Raw genomic sequence first — 19,174 nt, 5'->3', positions numbered from 1 at the left:
GCGGCAGCAGCGTCGGCATCGGGCGATCGATGGGCAGCCCCGGGGCGGAGGGCACCCGTGCGGTCGGCGGAGGACACCCGTGCGGCCGGGCCTACCCCAGGCCCCAGCCACAGGCCGCAGGCCCCAGCCGCGCGCCGCAGGCCCGGCCCCGCGGGGCCGTCAGGCGGCAAGGGCCTCTGCCAGGGCCCGGAAGAAGCGGGCGTACGCGGCGGGGCTGGGCGGGATCTCCGGGTTCCACGGCACCAGCCGCGCGCCCGTCGGCAGCCGCTCCGGACCCTCGGGCCTGTTCGCATGGGCCCGACTGTCGTAGAGGACCAGCGCGGGGGCGAGGTCGAGGGCCCGCTCCCACCCCGTGGTCAGCCAGTTCGCGCCGGGTCCCGGCCCCGGGTCGACCAGCCGGACTCCGAGCCCGGCGAGCCGCGCCAGCTCCGGCCAGGCCCCCGGGCGCGCCAGGTAGACCTGCTCCGGACCGCCCCCGGAGAGCGCCAGCACCCCGAACCCGGTCCCCGCCGCCCCGGCGGCCGCCCGCACCGCCGCCTCCGCCTCCACCAGCCCACCGCCGCCCGGCCGGGTGTCCGGGGCGCCGAGCGCCGCCCCGAGCTCCCCGAAGCGGCCGATGATCGCCGACAGGCTCAGATCGTTGCCGACGGAGAGCGCCGCCAGCGGCACCCCCACCCGATCGGCGAGCTCCTCGTCCAGGGCGTACGGGCTCTTCCCGTCGTACGTGACGTCCACCACCAGCTCCGGGCGAAGCTCCCGCAGCCGCTGCTCGTCCAGCGCCCGCCCCGGCCCGAGGTACGGCACCCCGGCCGCCGCCAGCCCGCCGTCCTTCGCCGGGTCCGCCTCGACCCCGTCGTGCCCGGAGCCGTACACCGCGACCGGTGTCACCCCCATGTCGAGCAGGGCGGCTCCGGCCCGCACGTAGGCCACCACCCGCGCGGGCCTCTCCGGCGCCCCCAGCTCCGCCCCCCTGTCGTCCGTGAAACCCCATCCGTGCGCACCCGTTCCGGACATGTGGCTGCTCCCTCCCCGGCCGGACATATGCCTCCGCCGCCACCTTCGAACGGTTCCCCGCCCGGCACAAGAGGGCCTGCCCGACCCGCTCGCCCGCTCCCCGCTGTCCGGGACTTTGGTCCCGTACCCCCCTGCCGAAAGTCCCCCAGGGTGGTGTTAACTGAGCAGGTCGGGAGGAAGCCGTAGGAATCGCCTGTTCCGCCGTGCCCGCACGCCGCCTGCCGGTGCGTGCGCCGCGCGCCGGCCCTTTCGCTCTGGAGTGAACGCCATGTCCGTGCCCGGCCAGTTCTCCGACCCCCGTGTCCTCACCCTTTTCGCCGTGCTCGCGGTCGCGACGGGCGTGTGGCTGGCGGCGGGCCTGCGCGCCCGCGCCCGCCGGAACCGCGCGCTGACGCCGATGGACCGCGTCTGGCACCCCCAGGAGTCGGTGCCGTTGACCCCGGCGGAGGAGCTCGCCTTCGGCCAGGTCGTCTCCCGCCTCTCCCTGACCTCCACGGGTCGCCTGCGCTGACGCCCGGCCGGTCCCACCGCTTCCCCGCCCGCCCTCCCGCGGAGGGGCTCGGGCAGGGAGGCGTCGGCCCGCCCCGCGGCCCGGGGCGTCAGCCCGTCGGGCCGACGCGAGGGTCACGGCCCGTCGTCGCGAGGAGCCGCTCGAAGGTGCTCGCGCCGGGCGGGAGCTCGACGGCGTCACCGAACACGTCCATCTTCCGGGCCATCGGCGCCATCCCCTCCACCTCGTCCACCAGCCCGGCCACCACCTCCGGATCGGGCTCGAACTCCCGCCCGGTCGCCCTCGCCAGGTCCCACGCGTGCACGGTGAGGTCGAGCAGCACCATCGCCCCGACCGTCCTGGCCGGCAGCCCCATCGCCCCCGAGGTCCCCTCCTCGGCCCCCGGCGCCGCCCACGCCTCCACCAGCTTCGCGGTCTCCGCCGCGAAGCGCTCGCGCCACTCGGGCTCCGCGAGCCGGTCGGGGGTCGCGGAGAAGTCGGCCGCCTCCTTGGCCGCGAGCGCCTGGAAGTTGACCACCACCGAGAACAGGTGGTTCAGCAGGGCGCGGACGTCGTACTCGGCGCAGGGCGTGGGCGCGCCGAGCGAGGCGTCGTCCGTGCCCGCGATCAGGGGGACGGCCCGGTCGGAGGCGGCGCGGAGCAGGACGCCGAGGGAGGCATCACTCTTCTCGAAGGCAAGGTGCGACTCGTCGGTGCGAGCGGTCGTGTCGTCGGATCCCGGGTGCTTGTCGTCGTACGTCATGGCCCCGACGCTATGAGAACTCCCCGACCCGGTCTTGAAGAAACGCGCCACGAACCCCGGCCCGCCCCCGATCTCCGCCCCCTAGGGACAGCAGGGGCCAAAGCTCGCCCGGCGACTCGGCCCGGCGTCCGACGGCCGCGCGCCTCTAGGATCGGAGGCATGCCCGACCCTGCACCGCGCCGGGACGCCCGGGGCATCGTCGCCCCCGCCGAGCTGTTCTCCCGGGTCCGCTTCCGCCGTCACCTCCCGGCGCCGGAGCTGCGTCCGTACCTGGAGCACTACTGGCTGATCGACTGGTCGCTGCCGGAGCCGTACACCACCCATGTCGTCCCGCACCCGTCGGTGAACGTCGTCTTCCAGCGGTACGGCCCGCCGGGCGCGGGGCCCCGGGCCGCCCGCCGGTCGGCGGAGGTCTCGGGAATCGGGCTGGGGCTGTTCACGCAGCGGCTCGAAGGGGAGGGGCGGGTCTGCGGGGTGCAGTTCCGGCCCGGCGGCTTCCGCCCCTTCGCCCCGGCACGGCCCGTCTCGTTCTGGACGAGCCGCCGGGTCGCCCTGCACGAGGCTTTCCCGGACACCCGCGGCCCCGCGGGCGACGGCACCGCGGACGGCGCCGCGCTCGACGCCGTGCTCTCTTCCGTCCTCTCCCCGGACGACGACCACGCGCGCGTGGCGGCGCTCGACGCCTTCCTCCTCGCCCGCGGGCCCGCCCCGGACCCCGCCGCCGACCAGGCGATGGAGCTGGTGGAGCTGGTCCGCACCGATCGCACGGTCCTGCGGGTGGGCCGGCTGGCCCGGCTCTCGGGCCTCTCGCCCCGCTCCCTCCAGCGGCTCTTCGCCTCCCACGTCGGCGTCGGTCCGAAGTGGGTGATCCTGCGCTACCGCCTCCACGAGGCCCTGGAGCGGGCCGAGGAGGGCGCGGCGCCGGACTGGGCGGACCTCGCGGCCGAACTCGGCTACAGCGACCAGGCCCATCTCGTCCGGGACTTCACCTCCACCGTGGGCCTCTCCCCGACCGCGTACGCCCGGGGGCTGTCGGTGCCGTGACGTACCGTGCGCGCATGAGCGAGCTGCCCGGGAAGACCGCCTCCACCGCGTCCGTACGTCTCGAGGCCTGGTCCGAGGCGGACGCCGGACTGCTGCGCGCACTGAACGCGCCCGAGCTGATGGAGCACCTGGGCGGTCCGGAGACCGAGGAGCAGCTGGAGCGGCGCCACCGGCGGTATGTGGACCTGAGCGCCGACACCTCGAGCAGGGGCCGGATGTTCCGGGTCGTGCTGCTGCCCGAGGAGCGCGTCGCGGGCAGCATCGGCTTCTGGGCGACCACCTGGAACGGCGAGCCGGTGTACGAGACGGGCTGGGCGGTCCTGCCGGGCTTCCAGGGGCGTGGCGTCGCGACCCTGGCCACGCGCGCGGTGGCGGAGCAGGCCCGGGCCGCGGGCCTCCACCGCCATCTGCACGCCTTCCCGTCGGTGGGGAACGCCGCGTCGAACGCGGTGTGCCGCAAGGCGGGCTTCGACCTGCTCGGGGAGCAGGACTTCGAGTACCCGCCGGGCCGCCCGATGCGCTGCAACGACTGGCGGCTCGACCTGGGTGCTACCGCGGATCGGTGAGCGGCCGCACGAAGTGGAAGGCCGCGATGTCGAAGCGCTCGCGCAGGTAGAAGCGGTGGGCGCCGGTGCGGTGGGTGCCGGAGTCGAGGTTCAGCGTGTGGCAGCCGGCCGCGCGGGCGTGGCCCTCCAGATGGGCGATGAGCGCGTGGCCGACGCCGGTGGAGCGGGCGTCGGAGGCGGTCACCAGATCGTCGACGTACAGATTGCTGAGCGAGCTGGTGTTGAAGACGAGCCGCCAGCCGGCCGCTCCGACGCACCGTCCGTCGTCGCCGTAGGCGGCGGAGAAGCGCAGGCCCTGCGCGTGGCCGCGCGCGTACACCTCCTGGAAGAGGGCGGGGGTGAGGTGCGGTCGCAGTTCGACGAGGACCGGCAGGAGGTCGCTCTCCAGCCGGGGGTCGCCGGGTTCGAGGTCGATGATCTTCATGCGGGGACGGTAGCCCAGCCGTGCCCGGGCGTCTCCCCCGATCGGCTCCGAGCGGCTCGGACCTTCGGCCGGTGCCGGGCGCACCGTCGCGCCGGGCCGGGAATTGCCTGGCCCGCCGCCGGGACCCGGTGCGATCCTGTCCCCGTGAACGGACCGGAGATCCAGATCAGCTTCGCCCCCGGCCTGGCCGTCTTCGTCGCCGCCGAGCGGCGCTCGGGGCGTACGGCCGTGGCCACCGACGGCGTCTCCTCGCTGGGCCATGTCGTCGAGTCGCTCGGCGTCCCGCTCACCGAGGCCGGCAGGCTCCTGGTCGACGGCCACCCCGTGGCGCACGCGCACGTGCCGTCGGCCGGCGAGCGCGTCGAGGTCGAGGACGTCGCCCGCCCGCAGCCGGTGCCCGGCGCGCCTCTCCGGTTCCTGCTCGACGTGCACCTGGGCACCCTGGCCCGGCGGCTGCGGCTGCTCGGTGTGGACGCCGCCTACGAGAACGAGGACATCGGCGACCCCGCACTCGCCGCGCTCTCCGCCCAGGAGCGGCGGGTCATGCTCACCCGCGACCGGGGCCTCCTGCGCCGCCGCGAGCTGTGGGCGGGGGCGTACGTGTACAGCGACCGGCCGGACGACCAGCTCCGTGACGTCCTGGAGCGCTTCGCTCCGCGGCTGGCGCCCTGGACCCGCTGCACCGCCTGCAACGGCCTCCTGACGGACACCGGCAAGGACGAGGTGCGCGAGCGCCTGGAGCAGGGCACCGAGAAGACGTACGACGTGTTCGCGCGGTGCGAGGAGTGCGAGCGGGTCTACTGGCGGGGCGCGCACCACGCCCGTCTGGAAGCGATCGTCGACGAGGCGGTACGCGAGTTCGGCGCCGCCGCCTCCTGAGGTCCGCCCCCGGGCTCAGGGGGTCTCGGCGGTGAGGTACCGCTGGACGGTCGGCGCGAGCCAGGCCACCAGCTCGTCCCGGCTCATCCCGGCGGCCGGAGGCAGGCGGAGCACGTAGCGGGCGAGCGCCATGCCGAGGATCTGCGAGGCGACGAGCGCGGCCCGCTCCGGGGCCTCCTCGGGCCTGGGGCAGACGCCGAGGGTGACGGGGCCGAGCTGCGCCTCGAAGATCGCCCGCATGCGGTCGGCGCCCGCGTCGTTGGTGACACCGACCCTGAGCAGCCCGGTGAGCACGTCGTCGCGCTCCCAGCGGTCGAGGAAGTGGTTCACGAGCACCGCGCCGATGTGCTTGGAGGGCAGCGCACCCAGGGCGGGCAGGTCGAGGTCGAACTCGGACGCGGCGGCGAACAGCCCCTCCTTGTTGCCGTAGTAGCGCATGACCATCGAGGGGTCGATCCCGGCGTCGCGGGCGATGGCCCGGATCGTGGCGCGCTCGTACCCGTCGGCGGCGAAGCGCTCGCGGGCGGCCTCCAGGATCGCGGCCCGGGTGGCGTCGGATCGGCGTGCGGTCGTCATGCCCACAATTGTAGGCCAACAAGTGTTGACACGTCGCGGCGAGGCGCTCTACCGTTGCCAACAAGCGTAGGCAAACAAGCGTTGACCGATCGGAGGCCAGCCATGAGCACCACCGACCACCGCACCGCCGAAGGCACCACCCCCACCGACACCGACGTCATCGTCGTCGGCGCCGGCCCCACCGGACTCCTCCTCGCCGGCGACCTCGCCGCGGCCGGCCTCCACGTCACCCTCGTCGAGCGCCGCCCCGCCGGCCGCTCCAACCTCACCCGCGCCTTCGGCGTCCACGCCCGCACCCTCGAACTCCTCGACACCCGCGGCCTCGCCGACGCCCTCGAGACCACCGGCACCCCCCTCACCCGGATGCGCCTCTTCGGCAGCCTCTCCCTCGACCTCCGCCGCCTCCCCTCCCGCTTCGACCACCTCCTCATCACGCCCCAGTACGAGGTCGAGCGCCTCCTGGAACAGCGCGCGATCGACTCCGGCGTCACCTTCCGCCACGACACCGCCCTGCACTCCCTCCACCAGGACGCCGACGGCGTCACCGCCGCACTCACCGGCCCCGACGACACCCCCCTCACCCTCCGCGCCCGCCACCTCGTCGGCACCGACGGCCACCGCAGCACCGTCCGCACCGCCCTCGGCCTCCCCTTCCCCGGCGACAGCGTCATCCGCTCGATCGTCCTCGCCGACGTCAGACTCACCGACGAACCCGCCGAATCCCTCACCGTCAACGGCTCAGGCGGCGCCTTCGCCTTCATCGCCCCCTTCGGCGACGGCTGGTACCGCGTGATGGGCTGGGACCGCACCCGCCAGGTCCCCGACAGCGAGCCCGTCGACCTCGACGAGGTCCGCGCCCTCGCCCGGCGCGCCCTCGGCACCGACCACGGCATGCACGACGCCCGCTGGATCTCCCGCTTCCACAGCGACGAGCGGCAGGTCCCCGCCTACCGCGTCGGCCGCGTCCTCCTCGCCGGCGACGCCGCCCACATCCACTCCCCCGCCGGCGGCCAGGGCATGAACACCGGCCTCCAGGACGCCGCCAACCTCTCCTGGAAGCTCATCGCCGTCCACCGCGGCGACGCCCCCGACCCCGAAGCCCTCCTCGACAGCTACCAGGCCGAGCGCCACCCCGTCGGCGCCATGGTCCTGCGCAGCAGCGGCGCCCTCATCCGCCTCGCCATGGCACACACCCCCGCCACCCGCGCCCTGCGGGCCCTGGCCACCACCGCCCTCAACACCTTCCGCCCCGCGTCCGCCAAGGCCCTCGGCATGATCAGCGGCCTCGGCATCGCCTACGCCCCCGTACCCGGTGGCGGTCGCACCTCCGGACGCCGCGCCCCCGACGTACCGCTCCGCGAGGGCCGCCTGCACGCGCTTCTGCGCACGGGCGAGTTCGTCCTCATCGCCCCCGAGGGCGTCACCCCGGCCCTCCCGCCGCTCGCGCCGACCACCGCCGACCGCGCCGTCCGGGCCACCTGGACGGACCCCGCGCGCCGCACCACGACCCTCGTCCGCCCCGACGGCTACGTCCTGTGGAGCAGCCGGTGACCACCCCACCGCCCCCAGGGTCAGAAGACGTACGGATCCCCGGTCGCGAGCACCAGCACCCGGTGCCGATCGTTGACGGGGTTCCCGTCCGGCCCGCCGGCCCGCCAGGCCGTGCTCACCTCCACCGTCAGCTCCTGCGGCAGCCCCGCCGCCCGGAGATCCAGCGCCAGCTCACCGGCGGCACCCCCGTCCGGGAGCGCACCCGTCCGGCAGGACACCACCCGGGCGCTGCTCCACAGACAGCCCGGGGGCAGCACCTGACCACCCGCCATCGGCGCGGAGAAGGCCAGCCGGACGGTGGCATCGGCGACATCGGACGGCCCGTGGTTCTCCGTCACCAGCCACACTCCGACCCGCCCGCCCCACAGGGACACATGGCCGTGATGGGCAAGATCCGCCTCACCCCCGACCGCCTCGACCCCGACCGCCCCACGCCCGACCGCCCCACGCCCGACCGCCTCGGCCACGACGGTCTCGACCCCGACCGCCTCGCCACCGCGGCCGTCGGCCGCTCCGGCGGCCGTCCCGGTCCCCAGCACCACCAGCGCCGCGAGCACGGCGCCGAGCACACCCTCAGAAATCGCACGCATAGGCAGAAAATACCCACAGACCATCCCATTTACTGACAATCTGTCAGCCCGCGTGTCCGCCCGCGCCGCCGCCTATCCTGGCCACCACACCGCCCGACCACCTGTGCGAGGAGCCTCCGCCATGTCCGCCCCCATCGCCGTCATCACCGGAGCGAGCAGCGGCATCGGCGCCGCCACGGCCCGGCAGCTGGCCGCCGCCGGCTACCGCGTGGTCCTCACCGCCCGACGCAAGGACCGCATCGAGGCCCTCGCCGCCGAGATCACCGAGGCCGGCCACCAGGCCACCGCCTATGCCCTCGACGTCACCGACCGCGCCGCCGTCGACGAGTTCGCCACCGCGTTCCGCACCCTCGCCGTCCTCGTGAACAACGCCGGAGGCGCCCTCGGCCTCGACCCCGTCGCCACCGGCGACCCCGAGGACTGGCGCCGCATGTACGACGTCAACGTCCTCGGCACCCTCCACATGACCCAGGCCCTCCTGCCCGCTCTCACCGCGAGCGGCGACGGCACCGTCGTCGTCCTCTCCTCCACCGCGGGCCACGCCACCTACGAGGGCGGCGCCGGCTACGTCGCCGCCAAGAACGGCGCCCGCGTCATCGCGGAGACCCTCCGCCTGGAGATCGTCGGCACCCCCGTGCGCGTCATCGAGATCGCCCCCGGTCTGGTCAAGACCGAGGAGTTCGCCACCACCCGCTTCCGCGGCGACACCGACCGCGCCGCCAAGGTCTACGACGGCGTCGCCGATCCCCTCACCGCCGACGACGTCGCCGACACCATCACCTGGGCCTGCACCCGCCCCCCGCACGTCAACATCGACCTCCTGGTCGTCCGCCCCCGAGCCCAGGCCTCCAACACCAAGCTCCACCGCGAGCCGTAGACAGGAACGGGTGACCCCACCCGATCGCCCACCCGATCACCCCGTGGATCGTCCGCACGGCACCCGCACAGCACCCGCACGGCGCACGCAGCCGGCCCGCCGTCGAGGACAACTCCACGACGGGCGACGCCCCTCGGTCGGGATTCCCGTCCCGTTCGAGGGGCGGGTCGCCATGCCCGCCGACTGCACACGAGGGTGCGGGGCGCCACCACGTCCGCGCCCCGCACCCTTCAGCCCTTCAGCCCTTCAGCCCTTCAAGCCCATCAGCCCCTCAAGCCATCAGCCCTCCAAGCCCATCAGCCCCTCAAGTCCATCAGCCCTCCAAGCCCATCAGCCCTCCAAGCCCATCAGCCTTCGGCCTTCGGCCTTCAGCCCTTCACGCAGATGACCTGCTTGAGCTTGGCGACGACCTCGACGAGGTCCGTCTGCCGCTCGATGACCTTCTCGATCGGCTTGTACGCGCCCGGAATCTCGTCCACGACGCCGGAGTCCTTGCGGCACTCCACGCCCTGCGTCTGCTCCTCCAGGTCACGCGTGGAGAAGCGCCGCTTCGCCGCGCTCCGGCTCATCTTCCGGCCGGCGCCGTGCGAGGCCGAGTTGAACGAGGCCGGGTTCCCGAGGCCCTTCACGATGTACGAGCCGGTGCCCATCGAACCGGGGATGATGCCGAACTCCCCGGATCCGGCCCGGATCGCGCCCTTACGGGTCACGAGCAGGTCCATCCCCTCGTACCGCTCCTCCGCCACGTAGTTGTGGTGGCAGGAGATCACCGGCTCGAAGGACACCCTCGCCTTCCGGAACTCCCTGCGGACGACTTCCTGGAAGAGCGCCATCATGATCGCGCGGTTGTACTTCGCGTACTCCTGCGCCCAGAAGAGGTCGTGCCGGTAGGCAGCCATCTGCGGCGTCTCGGACACGAAGACGGCCAGGTCGCGGTCGATGAGCCCCTGGTTGTGCGGCAGTTTCTGCGCCACACCGATGTGGTGCTCCGCGAGTTCCTTGCCGATGTTGCGGGAGCCCGAGTGCAGCATCAGCCACACCGAATCGGACGTGTCGACACAGAGCTCCACGAAGTGGTTGCCGGCTCCGAGGGTTCCCATCTGCAGTGCCGCCCGCTCGCGACGGAACTTCACCGCGTCCGCCACCCCGTCGAAGCGCGACCAGAAGTCGTCCCAGCCGGAGGTCGGGAACTGGTAGAGGCGCTTCGGTTCGACCTCTTCACGGTGCATGCCGCGACCGACCGGGATGGCCTGCTCGATCTTCGAGCGGAGGCGGGAGAGGTCGCCCGGGAGGTCGTTCGCCGTCAGTGAGGTCTTGACGGCCGACATCCCGCAGCCGATGTCCACACCCACCGCCGCGGGACAGACCGCGTCCTTCATGGCGATGACCGAGCCCACCGTCGCGCCCTTGCCGTAGTGCACGTCCGGCATGACGGCGAGGCCCTTGATCCACGGCAGCGTAGCCACGTTCCGCAGCTGCTGCATCGCGCCGCCCTCCACCGTGGAAGGATCGGCCCACATCCGGATGGGCACCTGCGCACCCGGTACCTCTACATACGACATACTTCCTCGATTCCCCCGAAAAGTCTGATAACGCAAAAACCGGAGCCAAAGCCCGTACAGGTGACGGCGGACCGGCATCAACGGCTGCGCGTGCGATAGACATTGTGTCCATCCGCCTCCAGGGGGCGGCAAAGGGTTTTCGGGAATGACTTCGGGAGAAGGGAGCCTGGGACGGTGCAGCGAAAGAGGTACTCACCCGGCAGCGCTCCCGGCACCCTCCTCGGTCTGGGCGCCGGTCTCGCCGTCACACTCGGCGCCCTGACCGGCTGCTCCGCCGCCGACCCCGCCGAGGACGTCGCCCTCGACGCGAAGGCGGGCGTCGCCGCCGCGCCCGTCGCGCCGCCCGGCCGCTACCGCACGCTCTTCGAGCCCTGCCGCGCCGTCCCGCACGCCACGCTGCGCGAGCTGCTGCCCGGCACCGCCGCGATGACCGACGCCGAGCGCGCCAAGGCCCTCCGCGGCACGCCCGCCGTCACGTACGACACTGACCGGCGCGTCGGCTGCACCTGGAACGCGGACGCCGAGAACGGCGCGCACCGACTGGTGCTCGACGTGGAGCGGGTGGTCTCGTACGACCCGACGGTCAGCGACGCGGCCCGGGCGCAGGAGGTCTACACCCGCAAGCAGCTCGCGGCCGGGATCGTCGTACCGGAGACCCCGACCGCCACTCCCACCTCGCCGTCCTCCTCGGCATCCACCTCCACGTCGGCTCCCGCATCGCCCTCCGCCTCCGCCGATCCCGCCACCCCTGCCACGCCCACGACCGGCGCGGCGGCGACCGGCGCGGGGACGGGGACCGCCCCGGCGTCTCCCACCGGGGCCCCCGCCACCGGCCCCACCAGCCCCACGGGCACCCCCTCCGCCCCGGCGACGACCGGTCTGGAACCGCGGACGCTCGGCGGGCTCGGCGAGATCGCGTTCGTCGACGACAAGCTCGGCAAGCCCGGCGGGAACGGTCAGCAGCGGGTCGTGAGCGTGGTGTTCCGCACATCGAACGTGGTCGTGACGGTCGAGTACCGGCAGCGCACGACCGGGGTGGCGCCCGCCCCGGACAGCAAGGAACTGCAGGACAGGGCGCAGAATCTGGCCCGGCTGCTGGCCGACCGGCTGGAGGAGTAGCCCGCTGCCCCGGCGTCCCGCGCCCGACCCCGGACGACGGGGACCACGTAACGTGTCGGCGTACCCAGGGCCGCCAGGGCCGCCGGCCGGCACCGGCCGTACGACAAGCGGCACCGGCCGTACGACAAGCGACTGAAGGAACCATGCAGCGATCAGCTCCGCGACTCACCCGCATTCTCGCCGCCGCAGCCGTCCCGGTGATGCTCGTCGTCGCCGGCTGCTCCTCGGACTCGGGAAGCGGCGACGGTAACGGGGCCGGTGACGCCGGCGCGGGGCAGGGGAAGGCGACCGCGACCGCGTCGGCGACCCCCTCGCCGACCCCGACGGTCGAGCCGGCGAAGTTCTCGAAGCTGCCGTCCGCGTGCAAGGCGCTCGCGGCGAAGACGACGGCCTCGCTGGTGCCGAAGGCCAAGGCCGCGAAGGGGACGGCGGCCGCCTCCTCCGACCTGTCGCAGCGCGGCGGCTGCTCCTGGAACGGCCTGGAGGACAAGGGCGTCAAGGGCTCGCAGTACCGCTGGCTGGACGTGTCCTTCTACCGGTACGACTCCGAGGTGTCGCTGGGCAGCGGCCAGGCCCGCGCGCAGGAGAACTTCGCCAAGGAGCTCGGCAAGGTCCAGGCCACCACGGGTGCGAAGAAGCTGAGCACCGTGGCGGCGAAGGGCATCGGCGACGAGGCGAAGACGGTCACGTACACCGTGAAGAAGACCGACGAGGACTTCGTGTACGCCTCGGTCGTGGCCCGGACCGGCAACGTGCTGGTGCTGCTGTCGTACAACGGCGCCGGGTACGCGGGCGCGCCGACCCCGGAGACGAAGAAGATCGTCGAGGGTGCGACGAAGGCGGCGAAGGAAGCGGTCGCCGCGGTGGCCGCGGCCAACAAGTAGGCGTACCCGTCGGAGGCGGCCACCAACCCCGGTCGGCCGCGCGGGTAGTGCCACAAATCAGCACAGACAGGCGTGTCCGAGCGGAGCCCGTCCCTCCCCAGGGGGTCGGGCTTCGCTCACGTGTGCCACTCTGGGGCCCGCGAACGTCGAATCACGGGAGGGGATCGCGGGTGGCCGCGATGGAGCTGACACGCACACACCGCATACTCATCGGGCTCGTCATCGGCGGCGCGGTGATCATCGCGGGGATCGGTTTCGCGGGTTCGTACGCGGCCGTGCGCGAGCTTGCCGTGCACAAGGGCTTCGGTACGTTCTCGTACTTCTTCCCGATCGGCATCGACGCGGGCATCTGTGTGCTGCTCGCCCTGGACCTGCTGCTGACGTGGCTGCGGATCCCGTTCCCGCTGCTGCGGCAGACGGCGTGGATCCTGACGGCGGCGACGATCGCGTTCAACGGCGCGGCGGCGTGGCCCGACCCGCTGGGCGTGGGCATGCACGCGGTCATCCCGATGCTGTTCGTGGTCGCGGTCGAGGCGGCACGGCACGCGGTGGGCCGGATCGCGGACATCACCGCCGACAAGCACATGGAGGGCGTGCGCCTGACCCGCTGGCTGCTGTCGCCGGTGCCGACGTTCCGGCTGTGGCGGCGGATGAAGCTGTGGGAGCTGCGCTCGTACGACCAGGTGATCAAGCTGGAGCAGGAGCGGCTGATCTACCAGGCCCGGCTGCAGGCACGTTTCGGCCGCGGCTGGCGGCGCAAGGCGCCGGTGGAGGCGCTGATGCCGCTGCGGCTCGCCCGGTACGGCGTACCGCTCGCGGAGACGGCTCCGGCGGGTCTGGCGGCGGCGGGCGTGGAGCCGGTCCTGATCCCGCCGCACCCGAACCAGCCGCAGCTCCCGGCGCACCCGAACCACGCGCAGATCCCGGCGCAGGCCACGCAGCCGCAGCCGCAGCCGCTGGCCATGGTCAAGGGGGTCCAGGCTCCTGCGCAGGGCCTCCAAGAGCTCCCGGCGGCTCAGCCCGCTCAGGGACCGCAGCCTCAGCCCCACCCGCAGCAGGCCCCCGCCCCACAGCAGCAACCGCAGGCGCAGCCGCAGGCCCAGCGGGCGCAGGAGCCGCCGCACCCGAACCACGAGAGCCCGTGGTTCGACGCCCCGCAGGTCACTCCGGAGGGTTACGGGGGCTCGTACACCGCGCAGACGGCGGAACAGGCCCAGGATCAGGTCCGGAATCAGGTTCAGGAACAGGCCCAGGCCCAGGACCAGGTCCGGATCCAGGCACAGGACCAGGACCAGGAGCAGGACCGGGTGCCGGCGCAGGAGCAGCTCCCGGACGACGCTCGCGAGGACGTCCCCGGAGCCGAAGTGCCGCCGGAGCCCGAGTCGGCGCGTCCGGAGCTGTACGGGGTGCTTCAGCAGCCCGACCCGCTCCAGCCGCCCGACCCGCAGATGGAGGAGTTCCGGGAGATCGCCTACAAGGTGACGTACGGCTTCGTGCAGGAGTACGAGCGCTTCCCGACACCGTTCGAGCTGGATCAGATGGTGGCGGAGGCGTACGGCTTCCAGCAGCTCCCTGAGCCCCAGTCCGACCTGCTCCAGCTGGTCACCCCGGAGGTGCAGGAGCGCGTCCGCGAGGAGATGCAGGCGTACGACCCCTCCTGACCCACCCGCAACACCCTCACCACCCCCACGCACTACGCACCACGACCCACGCACACGAAGCCGAAGGGCCGCCCCCGATCACGGGGGGCGGCCCTTCGGCTTCGTCAGGTCAGGCGCCGAGCAGCTTCCGCACCCGGTCCGCGCCGACGGCGAGGAGGAGGGTGGGGAGGCGGGGGCCCGTCTCGCGGCTCACGAGGAGCTTGTAGAGGAGGGCGAAGAAGGAGCGCTGCGCGACCTTCAGCTCCGGGGTGGGCTTGGCCTCGGGGGTGAGGCCGGCCATGACCTTCGGAACGCCGTAGACGAGCGTGGTCAGGCCGTCGAGGGACCAGTGGCTGTCCAGGCCCTCCAGGAGGAGGCGCAGGGACTCGCGGCCCTCGTCGTCCAGGGAGCCGAGGAGCTCGGTGTCGGGCTCCTCGCGGACGACGGTGCGCTGGTCGGCCGGGACCTGGGTGGTGATCCAGTTCTCGGCGCGGTCGAGGCGCGGCCGGACCTCGTCGAGCGAGGTGACCGGGGACTCCGGGTCGAGCTCGGTGAGGATCCGGAGGGTCTGCTCGTCGTGGCCGGCGGTGATGTCGGCGACCGAGGCGAGCGTGCGGTACGGGAGCGGGCGCGGGGTGCGCGGCAGCTCGCCGGCCGCGGTGCGGGCGGCACGCGTGTGGGCGGCGGCGTCGGCGGGCAGCACGGTGCCGTCGGCGACCTTGGCCTCCAGCTTGTCCCACTCGTCGTAGAGCCGCTGGATCTCCTGGTCGAAGGCGATCTTGAAGGACTGGTTGGGCCGGCGGCGGGCGTAGAGCCAGCGGAGCAGCTGCGGCTCCATGATCTCCAGGGCGTCGGCGGCGGTGGGCACGCCGCCCTTCGAGGAGGACATCTTGGCCATGCCGCTGATGCCGACGAAGGCGTACATGGGGCCGATGGGCTGGACGCCGTCGAAGAGCGTGACGATCTGGCCGCCGACCTGGAAGGAGGAGCCGGGCGAGGAGTGGTCGACGCCGGAGGGCTCGAAGATGACGCCCTCGTAGGCCCAGCGCATGGGCCAGTCGACCTTCCACACGAGCTTGCCGCGGTTGAACTCGCTGAGCTTGACGGTCTCGGCGAAGCCGCAGGTGGTGCAGGTGTAGCTCAGCTCGGTGGTGTCGTCGTCGTAGGCGGTGACGGTGGTGAAGTCCTTGCCGCACTGCCCGCAGTAGGGCTTGTACGGGAAGTAGCCCGCGCCGCCGCCGGAGCCGTCGTCCTCGGCGGCCGCGCCGGAGCCCTCGGCGGCCTCCAGCTCGGCCTCGTCGACCGGCTTCTGGGACTGCTTCTTGGGGGCCTTCTTCGTCCGGTACTGGTCGAGGATGGCGTCGATGTCGCCTCGGCGGCGCATGGCGTGCAGGATCTGCTCGCGGTAGACGCCGGAGGTGTACTGCTCGGTCTGGCTGATCGGGTCGTACTCGACGCCGAGTTCGGCCAGCGCCTCGACCATGGCGGCCTTGAAGTGCTCGGCCCAGTTGGCGTGGGGCGAGCCGGCGGGGGCGGGGACGGAGGTCAGGGGCTTGCCGATGTGGTCGGCCCAGGACTCGTCGATGCCCTCGATGCCGTTGGGCACCTTGCGGTAGCGGTCGTAGTCGTCCCACGAGATGAGGTGGCGGACGGTGTACCCGCGGCGGCGGATCTCGTCGGCGACCAGGTGCGGGGTCATGACCTCGCGGAGGTTGCCGAGGTGGATCGGGCCGGAGGGGGAGAGGCCGGAGGCGACGACGACCGGTTTGCCAGGCGCACGTCGCTCCGACTCGGTGATGACCTCGTCCGCGAAACGGGAGACCCAGTCGGTCTCGGTGCTGCTCTGAGCCACGGTCGGTACGTCCTTCTTTCCAGATCCTGCGGGGAATCCCTCGAAGCCTTACGCCTGCCATTGTCCCAGACGGAACGGAGCGTCCCGAGGTTGTCCACAGGCGGGTTCTCCTCGGGAGCCGGCTCGGGCCGTCTGTCCACAGATTGGGCACGGGCCAGCAAAAGCCCTTGCCCGCCCATGGGACACTTGACAAGCGAATCAGACCACCGGACCCGGACCCGACACACCGGACACCCGGACCCGACACAACAGGAACGGAAGCTCATGGCCTCGGTCCCTTCCCTCGCTTCGACCGTGCAGCAGCGCCTCGCGGAAGGCCTCTCGGCAGCCCTGCCGGAGGCCGGTTCCGCCGACCCGCTGCTGCGACGAAGCGACCGGGCCGACTTCCAGGCCAACGGCATCCTGGCGCTGGCCAAGCGGCTCAAGGGCAATCCGCGTGAGCTGGCGACCAAGGTCGTCGAGTCGATCCCGGCGAACGACGTGCTGAAGGAGATCGAGGTCTCGGGCCCCGGTTTCCTCAACATCACCGTGTCGGACGCGGCGATCGTCGAGACCCTGGCGGCCCGCGCCGCCGACGCGCGTCTGGGCGTGCCGCTGAACGAGGCGGCGGGCACGACGGTCATCGACTACGCGCAGCCGAACGTGGCGAAGGAGATGCACGTCGGCCACCTCCGTTCGGCGGTGATCGGCGCGGCGATGGTGGAGATCATGGAGTTCACGGGTGAGACCGTGATCCGCCGCCACCACATCGGCGACTGGGGCACCCAGTTCGGCATGCTCATCCAGTACCTGATCGAGCACCCGCACGAGCTGGACCACAGGAGCGAGGACGCGGAGGTCTCCGGCGAGGAGGCCATGTCGAACCTGAACCGGCTGTACAAGGCGTCCCGCGCGCTGTTCGACGCCGACGAGGAGTTCAAGACCCGGGCACGCGCCCGCGTGGTGGACCTCCAGGCCGGTGACGAGGAGACGCTCGCCCTGTGGCAGCGGTTCGTCGACGAGTCGAAGATCTACTTCTACTCGGTCTTCGACAAGCTCGACATGGACATCCGCGACCCCGACATCGTCGGCGAGTCCGGCTACAACGACATGCTGCAGGAGACCTGCCGGCTGCTGGAGGAGTCGGGCGTCGCGGTCCGCTCCGAGGGCGCGCTGTGCGTGTTCTTCGACGACATCAAGGGCCCGGACGGCAACCTGGTCCCGCTGATCGTCCAGAAGTCCGACGGCGGTTTCGGCTACGCGGCGACGGACCTGTCCGCGATCCGCGACCGGGTGCAGGGCCTGAAGGCGTCGACGCTGCTGTACGTGGTGGACGCCCGCCAGTCGCTGCACTTCAAGATGATCTTCGAGACGGCCCGCCGGGCCGGCTGGCTGAACGACGACGTGAAGGCCGTCCAGCTGGCCTTCGGCACGGTCCTGGGCAAGGACGGCAAGCCGTTCAAGACCCGTGAGGGCGAGACGGTCCGGCTGGTGGACCTGCTGGACGAGGCGATCGACCGCGCCTCTGCCGTGGTCCGCGAGAAGGCCCAGGACCTCACCGAGGACGAGATCACCGAGCGGGGTGCCCAGGTGGGCATCGGCGCGGTGAAGTACGCGGACCTGTCGACCTCGGCGGCCCGCGACTACAAGTTCGACCTGGACCAGATGGTGTCGCTCAACGGCGACACGTCGGTGTACCTCCAGTACGCGTACGCGCGTATCCAGTCGATCCTGCGGAAGGCCGGGGACGCGAAGCCGGTCGCCCACCCGGAGCTGGAGCTGGCGCCGTCGGAGCGGGCCCTCGGTCTGCATGCCGACGGCTTCGGCGAGGCGATCGAGGAGACCGCCGCCGAGTACGCCCCGCACAAGCTGGCCGCCTACCTGTACCAGCTGGCCTCGCTGTACACGACGTTCTACTCGGAGTGCCCCGTGCTCAAGGCGGACACCCCGGCGCAGGTGGAGAACCGTCTCTTCCTCTGCGACCTGACGGCCCGCACGCTCCACCAGGGCATGGCGCTGCTCGGCATCCGGACGCCCGAGCGCCTCTGACGCCGTCGGGGCGGGTGGGTCACTGCGCGACCCACTCGCCCTTGTCGGGCCAGTAGCCGTAGACCGTACGGCCCTCGATCGCGCTGGTGCGGAACGGCTGTCCGCCGTCGTCCACGCGTACCGTCCCCTTCCTGTCGCCGGTGCTCCAGTCCAGCTCCAGGTACCAGGCGACGGCGTGCTCCTCGGTGTGCACGTCCAGGTTGAGGACCTGCGCGTTCCCGGTGGCGACCTGGTACGGGAAGTTCTTGGCGGGCACGACCCGGTCCCCGTCCTGCCCGGCGACCGGCTTCACGTACGGCCGGGGAGCGTCGAGGTCGACGGCGAAGGTCTGCGGGGTGATCCCGCTGCCGCAGCCGTCGCCCATGGAGTACACGGCGTGCTCCGGCGGCTCGTCGCGGTCGACGACCCGGACGTGGAGCCGTGACAGGACGACCGGCTCCTGGGTACGTCCGGTGACGGTGACCTGGAGCTGCATGTGCCCGCCGTCGATCCCGCCGAGCGCGCGGCCCCATCCGCGGGTGTCCTGAGGCGGGGGCGGCGGCGGCACGTGTTCCGGCCGCTGGTCGAGGACGAAGTACTGGCCGCAGGGCTCGGCCCAGTTGTACGAGCTGACGCCGGCGTTCAGCGGAGCGGGCGCGGCGGGCACGGCGGAGCCCGCGGGCGGCTCCTTCTCCCCGCCCCGAGCCACGAGGAAGGCCCCCGGTACCGCGAGCGCGACGACGGCCACGGCCGCGAGGGCGCTCTTGAACCGCACCCGGGAACTCGGCACGACGCCCTCCGGAGCCTGTGCCGTCACCACGACGACGGGCTCGGCGGGTGCGGAACCCTCGGTGGCCTCGGGAGCCGCACCGACCTCGGTGGCCGCAGCAACCTCGCCGACCCCGACGGCACCGGTGACGCCACCGGCCCCAGTGGCACCACTGGCCCCACCGGCCCCACCGGGCTCACCCGTCTCGGCGGAGACGTCCTCTCCCCCGCCCCGCTCCCCCGGCTCGCCGCTCCGACCCCGGGTCTCGTCCGCGACGATCCAGGCGCGGTGGAGGGCGACGAGTTCCTCCCGTGAGGCCCCGCAGATCCGGCCGAGCCGTTCCACGGGGGCGAAGTCGGTCGGGACGGCGTCGCCGTTGCAGTACCGGTGGAGGGTGGAGGTGCTGACGTGGAGGCGTTTGGCGAGGGCGCCGTAACTCAGCCCCGACCGCTCCTTGAGCCCCTTGAGCAGTCCCGCGAGCCGGTCCCCGGTGTCCATCCGTCGCTCCCCCGTCACTGTCGGCGTCCCAGGAACGCGTTCCGGGCGAGGTACGTCTCCCCAGGTCAC

At 72.7% G+C, this 19,174-nt stretch carries 18 protein-coding genes; 10 read left to right on the top strand and 8 right to left on the bottom strand.

What is annotated here, in order from left to right:
• Positions 1 to 159: 159 nt before the first annotated feature.
• Positions 160 to 1,014, bottom strand: a complete 855-nt coding sequence (locus ACF1BN_RS14540; RefSeq protein ID WP_392331958.1) for an ABC transporter substrate-binding protein — start codon at positions 1,012 to 1,014, stop codon at positions 160 to 162.
• A 268-nt stretch (positions 1,015 to 1,282) separates the two neighbouring features.
• Between ACF1BN_RS14540 and ACF1BN_RS14535 the strand changes: the two genes are divergently transcribed.
• A complete protein-coding gene (locus ACF1BN_RS14535) occupies positions 1,283 to 1,525 on the top strand; it encodes a hypothetical protein (protein ID WP_392331957.1) in 243 nt (80 codons plus the stop codon).
• A gap of 88 nt (positions 1,526 to 1,613) precedes the next feature.
• On the opposite strand, the gene ACF1BN_RS14530 is transcribed toward ACF1BN_RS14535, so the two are convergent.
• On the bottom strand, positions 1,614 to 2,267 hold the full coding sequence (locus tag ACF1BN_RS14530) for a TIGR03086 family metal-binding protein (protein ID WP_392331956.1): 654 nt from the start codon (positions 2,265 to 2,267) through the stop codon (positions 1,614 to 1,616).
• A 159-nt stretch (positions 2,268 to 2,426) separates the two neighbouring features.
• Between ACF1BN_RS14530 and ACF1BN_RS14525 the strand changes: the two genes are divergently transcribed.
• Both ACF1BN_RS14525 and ACF1BN_RS14520 read left to right on the top strand, forming a co-directional pair.
• The gene (locus ACF1BN_RS14525) at positions 2,427 to 3,311 is read left to right on the top strand and encodes a DUF6597 domain-containing transcriptional factor (RefSeq protein ID WP_392331955.1); all 885 of its coding nucleotides are present in this window, start codon (positions 2,427 to 2,429) and stop codon (positions 3,309 to 3,311) included.
• A gap of 14 nt (positions 3,312 to 3,325) precedes the next feature.
• Positions 3,326 to 3,877, top strand: a complete 552-nt coding sequence (locus tag ACF1BN_RS14520; protein ID WP_392331954.1) for a GNAT family N-acetyltransferase — start codon at positions 3,326 to 3,328, stop codon at positions 3,875 to 3,877.
• On the opposite strand, the gene ACF1BN_RS14515 is transcribed toward ACF1BN_RS14520, so the two are convergent.
• Positions 3,861 to 4,301: a GNAT family N-acetyltransferase gene (locus ACF1BN_RS14515; protein WP_392331953.1), complete on the bottom strand. Its 441-nt coding sequence runs from the start codon at positions 4,299 to 4,301 to the stop codon at positions 3,861 to 3,863. The genes ACF1BN_RS14520 and ACF1BN_RS14515 overlap by 17 nt on opposite strands.
• Before the next feature lie 144 nt (positions 4,302 to 4,445).
• Between ACF1BN_RS14515 and ACF1BN_RS14510 the strand changes: the two genes are divergently transcribed.
• Positions 4,446 to 5,180 carry a Mut7-C RNAse domain-containing protein gene (locus tag ACF1BN_RS14510; protein WP_392331952.1) on the top strand — a complete coding sequence of 245 codons (735 nt, stop codon included), beginning with the start codon at positions 4,446 to 4,448 and terminating at the stop codon, positions 5,178 to 5,180.
• 15 nt (positions 5,181 to 5,195) lie between these two features.
• Here ACF1BN_RS14510 and ACF1BN_RS14505 read toward each other — a convergent pair whose 3' ends face one another.
• On the bottom strand, positions 5,196 to 5,756 hold the full coding sequence (locus tag ACF1BN_RS14505) for a TetR family transcriptional regulator (protein ID WP_392331951.1): 561 nt from the start codon (positions 5,754 to 5,756) through the stop codon (positions 5,196 to 5,198).
• Positions 5,757 to 5,858: 102 nt separating this feature from the next.
• On the opposite strand from ACF1BN_RS14505, the gene ACF1BN_RS14500 reads away from it, so the two are divergent.
• Positions 5,859 to 7,307 (top strand): FAD-dependent oxidoreductase, encoded by a 1,449-nt coding sequence (locus ACF1BN_RS14500; protein WP_392331950.1) that lies wholly within the window; start codon positions 5,859 to 5,861, stop codon positions 7,305 to 7,307.
• Positions 7,308 to 7,327: 20 nt separating this feature from the next.
• Here ACF1BN_RS14500 and ACF1BN_RS14495 read toward each other — a convergent pair whose 3' ends face one another.
• Positions 7,328 to 7,897: a hypothetical protein gene (locus ACF1BN_RS14495; protein WP_392331949.1), complete on the bottom strand. Its 570-nt coding sequence runs from the start codon at positions 7,895 to 7,897 to the stop codon at positions 7,328 to 7,330.
• A gap of 121 nt (positions 7,898 to 8,018) precedes the next feature.
• On the opposite strand from ACF1BN_RS14495, the gene ACF1BN_RS14490 reads away from it, so the two are divergent.
• Positions 8,019 to 8,774 (top strand): SDR family NAD(P)-dependent oxidoreductase, encoded by a 756-nt coding sequence (locus ACF1BN_RS14490; protein ID WP_392331948.1) that lies wholly within the window; start codon positions 8,019 to 8,021, stop codon positions 8,772 to 8,774.
• A 368-nt stretch (positions 8,775 to 9,142) separates the two neighbouring features.
• On the opposite strand, the gene ACF1BN_RS14485 is transcribed toward ACF1BN_RS14490, so the two are convergent.
• Positions 9,143 to 10,336, bottom strand: a complete 1,194-nt coding sequence (locus tag ACF1BN_RS14485) for an RtcB family protein (RefSeq protein WP_392331947.1) — start codon at positions 10,334 to 10,336, stop codon at positions 9,143 to 9,145.
• Positions 10,337 to 10,510: 174 nt separating this feature from the next.
• Between ACF1BN_RS14485 and ACF1BN_RS14480 the strand changes: the two genes are divergently transcribed.
• From ACF1BN_RS14480 to ACF1BN_RS14470, 3 genes are all read left to right on the top strand, one after another.
• The gene (locus ACF1BN_RS14480; protein ID WP_392331946.1) at positions 10,511 to 11,455 is read left to right on the top strand and encodes a DUF3558 domain-containing protein; all 945 of its coding nucleotides are present in this window, start codon (positions 10,511 to 10,513) and stop codon (positions 11,453 to 11,455) included.
• A gap of 143 nt (positions 11,456 to 11,598) precedes the next feature.
• Positions 11,599 to 12,339 carry a DUF3558 domain-containing protein gene (locus ACF1BN_RS14475; RefSeq protein WP_392331945.1) on the top strand — a complete coding sequence of 247 codons (741 nt, stop codon included), beginning with the start codon at positions 11,599 to 11,601 and terminating at the stop codon, positions 12,337 to 12,339.
• Between the two features lie 170 nt (positions 12,340 to 12,509).
• Positions 12,510 to 14,000: a DUF2637 domain-containing protein gene (locus ACF1BN_RS14470; RefSeq protein WP_392331944.1), complete on the top strand. Its 1,491-nt coding sequence runs from the start codon at positions 12,510 to 12,512 to the stop codon at positions 13,998 to 14,000.
• 109 nt (positions 14,001 to 14,109) lie between these two features.
• Here the strand turns inward: ACF1BN_RS14470 and lysS are convergent, their stop codons facing one another.
• The gene (gene lysS / locus ACF1BN_RS14465; RefSeq protein WP_392331943.1) at positions 14,110 to 15,831 is read right to left on the bottom strand and encodes a lysine--tRNA ligase; all 1,722 of its coding nucleotides are present in this window, start codon (positions 15,829 to 15,831) and stop codon (positions 14,110 to 14,112) included.
• A 264-nt stretch (positions 15,832 to 16,095) separates the two neighbouring features.
• Between lysS and argS the strand changes: the two genes are divergently transcribed.
• Positions 16,096 to 17,859 carry an arginine--tRNA ligase gene (argS, locus tag ACF1BN_RS14460; protein WP_392331942.1) on the top strand — a complete coding sequence of 588 codons (1,764 nt, stop codon included), beginning with the start codon at positions 16,096 to 16,098 and terminating at the stop codon, positions 17,857 to 17,859.
• 19 nt (positions 17,860 to 17,878) lie between these two features.
• Here argS and ACF1BN_RS14455 read toward each other — a convergent pair whose 3' ends face one another.
• Positions 17,879 to 19,105: a helix-turn-helix domain-containing protein gene (locus ACF1BN_RS14455; RefSeq protein ID WP_392331941.1), complete on the bottom strand. Its 1,227-nt coding sequence runs from the start codon at positions 19,103 to 19,105 to the stop codon at positions 17,879 to 17,881.
• Positions 19,106 to 19,174: the final 69 nt, after the last annotated feature.

Source organism: Streptomyces sp. NPDC014861, assembly GCF_043081625.1.
GTDB lineage: Bacteria > Actinomycetota > Actinomycetes > Streptomycetales > Streptomycetaceae > Streptomyces.
Note: the sequence above shows the minus strand (reverse complement) of the source record. Positions and strands in the feature narration are given on the sequence as shown.